Below are 8,288 nucleotides of genomic sequence, written 5' to 3' on the forward strand. Positions count from 1 at the left end.
TATTTCCTTTATTCTTTGAGAACAAATAGCCAACAACCTTATTTGTTGAGTAAGGCTAATTTGTGTCTGGACTTGATTGTTTTACTCTAATGTAAGTTCAAGGACTAAATCTTTAATTGAATTAATCAGTCTCATTTCTAACTGCAATTTTACTGCGGTTAATTTTTGAAGTGCGGCTGCCAAGTAGTGGTATGGACATGATATTCCTTTTAAGGTTGATTATTACTTAATACACAATTTCCTGAAATCAGCCGGCATCATATCCAAGTGGACAAAATAAATCAACTTTGTTTTTTTATAAGACATTCGCTATTGAAGAGGCAAGATTTTAATTTAATTACTTGTCCTTCTTGGGGTAAGCCAAGGGCTTTTCATTACACCAGGCCAAATGGGCGATCAAGCTTGGAATGATTTAGATCATTATCAAAAAGAATGGGATAACCTATTAAAAAGAGAGGCCGAAATAAGGAAAGAATGGCATGCAACACAAGACAATGAAATTAAGAAACAATTAGAGAATGAGCTCAAAGAACTACCATTTTCAGAAATTCAAAGAAAAATGGCAGAAGCTATGAGGAAATGCGGCTGCGTTGCAAAAAAGAAAAACTGTCCAAAAAAGCAATTTTTGGCCTGGGACTAAAGATCGCAACTTTTACCGCCATCTGATATAAAGTTCCGATTCAAAAAAACATTTCCATAGTTCGATGCTTTCTGTTACGATTTTTTCCTAAAATTGCCGCTGTTTTGAAGTGAAACTGCCGATACAGGCTGTTCTAGGAACTTTTTTGAATGACTAACAACAAAAAGATACAACTCGATGAAACACATGACATTACTTTATTATCATCTACGCTGCATCAAGAGATTCGCAAATTAATTCACCAAGCTCGTGAGCATGTGGCGAGAGAGTATAACTCAACCCAGGTCTTATTGAATTGGATGATTGGTAAACGTATTGATGAAGAATTTTTTGATTCACAACGTGCCACTTATGGCGATAAAATACTTGAGAATATAGCCAAACAGCTTTCATTAGAGTATGGGCGAGGCTATGGGAAGATCAACCTGTCTCGAATGCTGAAATTCTCACGAATTTTCCCAAACCGCGAAATTGTTTCAACACTGTCGAAACAATTGTCTTGGTCTCATTTTGTCATGGTTTGTGCCATTGATGAGACCTTAAAGCGTGAATTCTATACCGAGATGTGCCGCATTCAACACTGGAGTGTACGTGATTTCAAACGACAGATTGATAGTATGTTGTATGAGCGAACCGCCATCAGTAAAGAACCAGAAGCAATCATCAAAAGCAGCCTTGCAGCGCTAAAAGATAGTGATAGTTTATCAAGCAACCTTGTTTTCAAAGACCCTTATTTCATTAGCTTTATCGGTAGCAACAACTATCAGTCTGAACGAGAGCTTGAGGACTTAATTTTGGATAATATCGTTGCGTTTTTACAAGAACTTGGTGATGATTTCTGTTTTGTCTCTCGGCAAAAAAGAATGAGCACCGGGAAGAAAGATCGCTATCTTGATTTATTATTTTTTAATCGGCGACTTAGGCGATTAATCGCGCTGGACTTAAAAATGAATAATTTTGATCCTGCATACAAAGGGCAAATGGAGTGGTATCTCAACTGGCTTGATAAGCATGCGCGATTACCTTATGAAGAAAAACCATTAGGTATCATACTGTGTGCCGGTAAAGATCAAGATGATATTGAGTATCTTAAAATGGATCAAAGTGGTATTCATGTTGCGCAGTATTTAAATGAGCTGCCATCACAAGAGATTTTAGAGCAAAAATTTCACAAAGCCATTGAAGCAGCGAGAGAGTCTTATGCACGCATCAATGAATCCTGACCAAAAAGTAACAAACAAAAATAAATCCAAATGGTGTTTGACAGAAGAACAGCTTGAATTAGTTCATATAAAAAACGCAACTCACCGTCTGTACTTTGCTTTGTTACTCAAATTCTACGAACATCATCATTTGTTTTTTGAAACACTCACCGATGTTCCTCAACATGCTATTAAGATAATCAGCAAACAATTAGACATATCCGTTAAATCATCGATTAAATCAATAGCCCTTAGAACCCTTGAGCGATATCGCGCTGAGATTAGGGATTATTTTCAATCAAGATCGGTCAGCCAAAAAGATGAAGTACTCACTAAAAATTGGCTATTCACTACTGTTTTTCCACAAGAGGCATTGGACTTAGAACAATTAAAAGCACGTGTATCTGATTTTTTAACCGAACAAAAAATTGAATGTCCAAGCGAGCATATATTAGAGCAAATTATTAAAAGTGCTAAGCATCAATATGAAGAAAAGTTATTTGAATCAATTTTTACGGGACTTAATCACGATACTAAAGTTTGTCTTGATGAGTTGTTGCTGATAGAGCAAAATAACATGTCTCGATTGTCTGTATTTAAACGATGGCCTGGTGGGTTATCGTTAGAGACCATCCTCAATGAAGCAAAAAAACTAAAGTTTTTGAAGTCACTTGCACTGCCTGAGTGCCTTCAAAATATTCCGAATAAATCATTACAACGCTATTACCGTACTATTTGCACAAAATATCCAAGCGCTATTAAAGCGATGCCCCAAACGCACCGCTACGCATTACTTGCAATTTTTTCACTTATTAAAAAAAGGCAAGTTACTGATAATTTAGTTGATCTCTTGATCAGGTTAACGAAAAAGATAATAGCCTCAGGTGAAAATAAGCTTAGAAAGGAATTATCAAAAGTCGTTGAAATTAAAAAAAGCTGTAATCAAAAAGTATTGCTCAATACGTTAATTAACACCATTATCGAGCGTGAGAATGACGTTATCAAAACAGCAATATATCCAATTGTTTCAAAAGAAACCTTAGAGGCCATACGTAAAAAAGATCCGAAAAAACAGATTACTTATGATAGCTTGGTGTATGACCGAGCAAGAAACTCTTATATGCATCACTATCGACGCATGGTAGCTCCAGTTCTTGAATTACTCGAATTTGATACACGAAATGCTCATTATCAACCCATTATTGAAGCTTTACATATCATTCAATCGCAACTCAATAGTGGCACAACGTATTATCCAACAAATCTGGCTGTTCCAATGGATGGAGCTGTAAAAAAATCACATCAACCATTCGTTATTGAAAACACGGACCAGACTGAACGTGTGAACCGTATTAATTATGAAATCTGCGTCTTAAGAAATCTACGAGATAAGCTACGGGTAAAAGAAATATGGGTACAACATGCTTATCAATATAGGAATCCTGAAGAAGACTTACCCCAAGACTTTAGCGAGAAGAGAGATTATTACTATAATTTATTAAATAAAACGAAAGTGGCAAAATTGTTTACGCGTACTATTAAACAACAACTCCATAAACAACTGCACCACTTCAATTCGGGTCTTCCCAAGGACAATAAGGTTCAAATTTTAAAAAAAGGTCATATCAAACTGACTAAATTAGTAGAACAACCGCCACCGTTACAACTTGAAACAATCAAACAAGAAGTTTTCAAGCATTGGCCCAATACCAGTCTTTTGGATGTACTCAAAGAAACGGATCTATTTGTTGATTTTTTACAAGCTTTTACACCCAGTGGTCCAAAAGAAGGACTAGATAAAGAAACTTTAAAAAAGCGGTTACTGCTTATTATTCTTGGATATGGAACCAATACCGGATTGAAAAGTGTTAGCGTTGGAAATGATGGGGTTTCTTATCAAGATTTAAAACATGTAAAACTTCGTTATCTCGATCCCGATAACTTACGGCATGCTATCCGCATGGTTATCAATCAGTTATTTAAAATTCGCACCCCTGAATTATGGGAATCCTGTACAACAGCAGTTGCTTCTGACTCAAAGCACTTCCCAGCATCTGATCAAAATCTAATGAGTCAATGGCACCCACGCTATCATCGCAAAGGGGTCATGATTTATTGGCATGTTGATACTAAGTCGGTGTGTATTTACTCACAACTAAAGAGCTGTTCTTCTTCTGAAGTATCATCCATGATTGAAGGTGTGCTACGTTACTGTACTGAAATGGAAGTACAAAAGAACTACGTTGATACGCATGGAGCTAGTGAAGTTGGATTTGCTTTTTCTTATATGCTAGATTTTGATCTACTGCCTCGATTTAAAAATATTCATACACAAAGCTTATATGTCGTCAATAAGGACGATTTAAATAAATACAGCCATCTTACGCCAATTGTATCCCGTGCTATCAACTGGGATATTATTGAAGCACAATACGACCAAATCGTTAAATATACTGTTGCTTTAAAGTTAGGCACTGCTAACGCGGAAGCCATTATGAAACGATTTACACGCAACAATTTACAACACCCTGTATACAAAGCATTAAGTGAACTTGGTCGCGCAATTAAAACAATATTTCTTTGTCGTTATTTAAGCTCTGAAGGATTGCGACGAGAAATCCATGAAGGGCTCAATGTTGTAGAGCGATGGAATGGAATTAATGATTTTATTTTCTACGGAAAAACAGGGGCTCTTCGTAGTAATAGACCAGAGGAAGCAGAACTTTCGATGCTTTGCCTGCAGTTACTGCAACTTAGCATGGTATATATTAATACATTAATGCTACAGCAAGTTATTAAAGAATCCTATTGGTTGGATAGGATGGCTCTAGAAGATAAACGAGCTATAACTCCGCTACTCCATGAACACCTCAATCCTTATGGCATTTTTCTTTTAAATTTAAATACGCGATTAGCAGTAAATCATCCAGATTTTCAAGAGGCAGCTTAATATGGAAAAACGCACAAGCCCACATAAAAAAGCATTACAAATAATAAAGTATTTTCGACATGAAGATCCTGATTATAATTATATTCGCGCTGTTTTTAGTCATTTAAGAAAAGAATTAGATGTTCCGGTGAAAGCAGCACCTAAAAAACTACCCTATGTCCCCACAGAGGACGAAATCAAAAAGTACTACGAAGCCGTCTGGCAAACCAAAAACATGCAGGATATGCTAATTATTAAAACTCTTCTTTATACAGGGGTACGTGTTAGTGAGTTGATTCGTATTCAATTAAATGACGTTGATTTTACTCGATGTCAAATTAGAATTGTCGCAGGGAAAGGTCAAAAAGACAGACAAGTGCCGTTTCCAAAAAGTTTTCGGGAGACATTGGCATTGCATGCCTCAAATGCAGTAAAATCAAGGTATACTTACCTATTTGAGTCATCTTGGAAGAAACCGTACTCTGATCGTGGAATTAGAAGAATGCTAGAAAAATACAGCGAGATAGCTGGACTTAGTCGTACCATTTCACCACACCAATTACGACATTTTTTGTTCACTTGGTTAAAGACAAAAGGCATTGATGATGCATTAATTCAACCCTATTCAGGCCATGAAAACCGCTCCTCGCTTGAGGTTTATTCAAAATTATCTTTATCTGATGCACAAGAATCATATGACGATAATATAAAAGATTTTCCTATATGACATTGCTCAGATGGCGGCAAAAGCCGTGATCTTTAGTCCTAAGCCTTGGATGATGTAATTAATTTTAAAGCGGCGTAGTCATTGGTATATTTAGGCTCTTTATGACGGACGAAAACAATCTTGTTATGCGATTAGATTCAGGAGGGTTCGTAGTGAGAAAGCCCTTGTAGAGCATGATATTACATGAGTTAATTAACGGAATTATTAGGTGGATAATTTTTTTGATTTAGTCTGGAATGGTTAAATTAATGACACAAATGGGGGGCTAATTCGCATTTGCCCCATTCCTGTAATTTAACCTCATATAGGATGGTTAATTAGCGTATTTGTGAAAAAAAGACGAACTCATCCCGTTAATTGATACGAATGGGTAATTGCAGCGCGATTTGAGTGGAGTACTTCATCAACTGTTTGGAAGAGAGTTTAAAGAGCAGGAAGGACAATCGCATGGTATTTTTACAGAGGATGCAATCGAGTGGATTGCTCCCTGCTTGGTGTTTGACTCGCAAAGCCCAGGAGCGTTGTTTGGGATTGGGTTGATGGTTAAACAGAGACGAAACAACGGGCAGTAGTTGAGCGCGCAAGCGATTGGCAAGAAATCCAAAGTATCGAATGATTCGAAAGCCTTTTTCAGGCAGGTGCTGAATGAATCGAGTAATAAAATCAAAAGGATGAAGCTCAGTATATTGAGTTTTTTTGGTGCGATGATTAAGAAAGTTAAAGAGCAGGGAAGCTCCGTTGTAATGAACCAGGCGAGAATTAGCAATCGCTGGTCGTTTGATGTAACGCCCTAAGTATTCGATGTCTTTTTTAGGGTTTTTATGAGGCTTCGCACAATGGACTTGCCAATATTTGGCGTATTGTTGTGCCAGCATGTAACCCATGCTTTGGTTTCCCATCTCAGGAGATTTAGTTAGAGTCCCTTGCTGATGCTGCTGTCTTAAAAAGGCGATGAGTGCATAGCGCCACATCGTCATCAGGGTATTTTTTTTGAAAAAAAGGTTTTTCCATTGCAAGTCGTCTGTTAATCCGCCTTGGGTTACAGACACGTGAAGGTGTGCGTGCCAGTTGAGGGTTCTACCAAAGGTATGTAGGGCCATAAAGATGCCGAGTTTAAGTCCCTTTGCTTTAGCCAGTTTATTGAGGATTGTTCCCGCAAGCGCGGGCAGCTGATTTAGTAGGTGGCGGTTAACCAGAAATAAATCACTTAAGGCTTTGGGCAGGGTAAAGGTAATGTGCTGCCATGGGCAGGGTGGTAGAAGTTCTTTATTCTTCTGTAACCAGTTATCGGTTGCGATTTTACCACATGCACTACAGCCCCTGTCTTTGCAGCTGAAGTGAACTCGCTTTTCATGAGTGCAGGAGGGATTGGAGCAATGATAATGCGCATGGCCGCGCATGTAATGACGGCAACTTAATATTTTATTGATGCTGTAATCCACGCTTTCTCTGATTCCACCAAACTCTGAATAAAATTGACGGTAGCGGTACCAGTTTTCATCTTTGAGCAGAAGTTTTTTCAGCGTAAGGTGCATACGAATAATGGATTATAATACAAGCCCTTAGTGTAGCACGGAACACGACAAGTCGCCGACATAGTCGGCCTATGCGCCTACGGCGCCTTGAGAACTCATAAGTCTAGAAACTGTGGTTCTAGGGACACTACACTGGCGATGGTATTTAAACTGATGGAGGTAGCTCAAAAACGGTGGATTAAAATCAGAGGGTTTAGCCTATTAACTTTGGTTATTAATAATGTAAAATTTGTAGATGGAGTACAAATCAGTGAGCAGTCAGACAGAGTGGCCGCCTAATGGCCATACACCAGATTTGACAATAACTCCAGGTGAACCCTCGTTGCCCAATTATGGTTTAATCCATTTTTAATCTAAAGCGCTTTTTTCTTGATTGTGACGTGTGATTAGAAGCAGAATTTTTTATTAGCAAAGAAAAAAGCATGAGAATAGATAGGCTGGTAATTATAAAATAAGAACCCAGTATAACTACTTCATTATATTTAATTAAATGAATCAGGTAGCTGGCAACTACTGAAACGCCTGCATTGGACATTGTTAATATAGACGCAGCACTTCCAGTATGAGGTACGGTTTTCTCTAGCGCTTTCGCTCCTGAAAAAGTGAAGATAATTCTCATGCAAGTTATATAAATATAAATAGGTGTCATAAAAAAACAAATGTTATAGTGGTTAAACTCACTTAAAGTTATTATTACAGTTCCCACAATTATCATTATTAGAGTGATAAAAAACATGTTTAATCCCGAGGAATTATTTTTGCTTCCAAAATGAGTAATTATTGATCCTGTTAAATAAGCTAATGCAATGACCATGCTAGTGGCGCCATACTGCACAGCATTAAATTGAAATTGTGATTGAAAGATAAATGGACTTAGTTGTAAATAAATAATAAAACCAGAAAACGACAATGCACTACATAAAATGTATGTTAGGAATTTCCTATTCTTTAATAATTTGGGATACGCTTCAAATATACTGCCAAACTTCAGTTTCTTTTGATTGACAACATTTGTATTTGGTAGACAAATATAAGCGAACCCATAAATTATACTAGCATATGCAATTAAACATACAAAAATATAACGCCAACTGATCCATGTGAGAATAAATGCGCCAATAGTTGGGGCAATTAATAAAGATACTACGAGTGATAACCCTAATAGATTAAATATTTTAGGGGTCCTGTGGAAGAACCCCCAAAAGTGGTCGTTCTGAGTTAAGGACCCTTCCAGAAGTGCCGTTTTAAATGTTTT

Annotated in this window: 6 protein-coding genes and 1 pseudogene; 5 read left to right on the forward strand and 2 right to left on the reverse strand. The window is 37.3% G+C overall.

Translation table 11 applies throughout. From position 1 onward, the window contains the following. Positions 1-388: 388 nt before the first annotated feature. The 4 genes from ACQY7T_RS00950 to ACQY7T_RS00965 all read left to right on the forward strand — a co-directional run bounded on the left by ACQY7T_RS00950 (position 389) and on the right by ACQY7T_RS00965 (position 5,498). Positions 389-640 carry a hypothetical protein gene (locus tag ACQY7T_RS00950; protein WP_428410866.1) on the forward strand — a complete coding sequence of 84 codons (252 nt, stop codon included), beginning with the start codon at positions 389-391 and terminating at the stop codon, positions 638-640. 149 nt (positions 641-789) lie between these two features. After that, positions 790-1,863, forward strand: coding sequence for a PDDEXK nuclease domain-containing protein (locus ACQY7T_RS00955; protein WP_428410867.1), 1,074 nt, complete (start codon positions 790-792; stop codon positions 1,861-1,863). After that, positions 1,841-4,792: a Tn3 family transposase gene (locus ACQY7T_RS00960; RefSeq protein ID WP_428410868.1), complete on the forward strand. Its 2,952-nt coding sequence runs from the start codon at positions 1,841-1,843 to the stop codon at positions 4,790-4,792. Before ACQY7T_RS00955 ends, ACQY7T_RS00960 begins: the two co-directional genes overlap by 23 nt. A gap of 1 nt (position 4,793) precedes the next feature. Beyond that, entirely contained in the window at positions 4,794-5,498 is a 705-nt protein-coding gene (locus ACQY7T_RS00965) for a tyrosine-type recombinase/integrase (protein ID WP_428410869.1), read from the forward strand. Positions 5,499-5,851: 353 nt separating this feature from the next. Here the strand turns inward: ACQY7T_RS00965 and ACQY7T_RS00970 are convergent, their stop codons facing one another. Continuing rightward, on the reverse strand, positions 5,852-7,033 hold the full coding sequence (locus ACQY7T_RS00970; protein ID WP_428410870.1) for an IS91 family transposase: 1,182 nt from the start codon (positions 7,031-7,033) through the stop codon (positions 5,852-5,854). 87 nt (positions 7,034-7,120) lie between these two features. Here ACQY7T_RS00970 and ACQY7T_RS00975 point away from each other — a divergent pair. Beyond that, positions 7,121-7,312, forward strand: a pseudogene (locus ACQY7T_RS00975) (IS256 family transposase); the annotation flags it as partial. A gap of 58 nt (positions 7,313-7,370) precedes the next feature. On the opposite strand, the gene ACQY7T_RS00980 reads toward ACQY7T_RS00975, so the two are convergent. Beyond that, on the reverse strand, positions 7,371-8,288 hold a 918-nt coding region (locus ACQY7T_RS00980; protein ID WP_428410871.1), incomplete at its 5' end, for an MFS transporter.

This window comes from Legionella sp. (assembly GCF_965140895.1).
Taxonomy (GTDB): domain Bacteria; phylum Pseudomonadota; class Gammaproteobacteria; order Legionellales; family Legionellaceae; genus Legionella.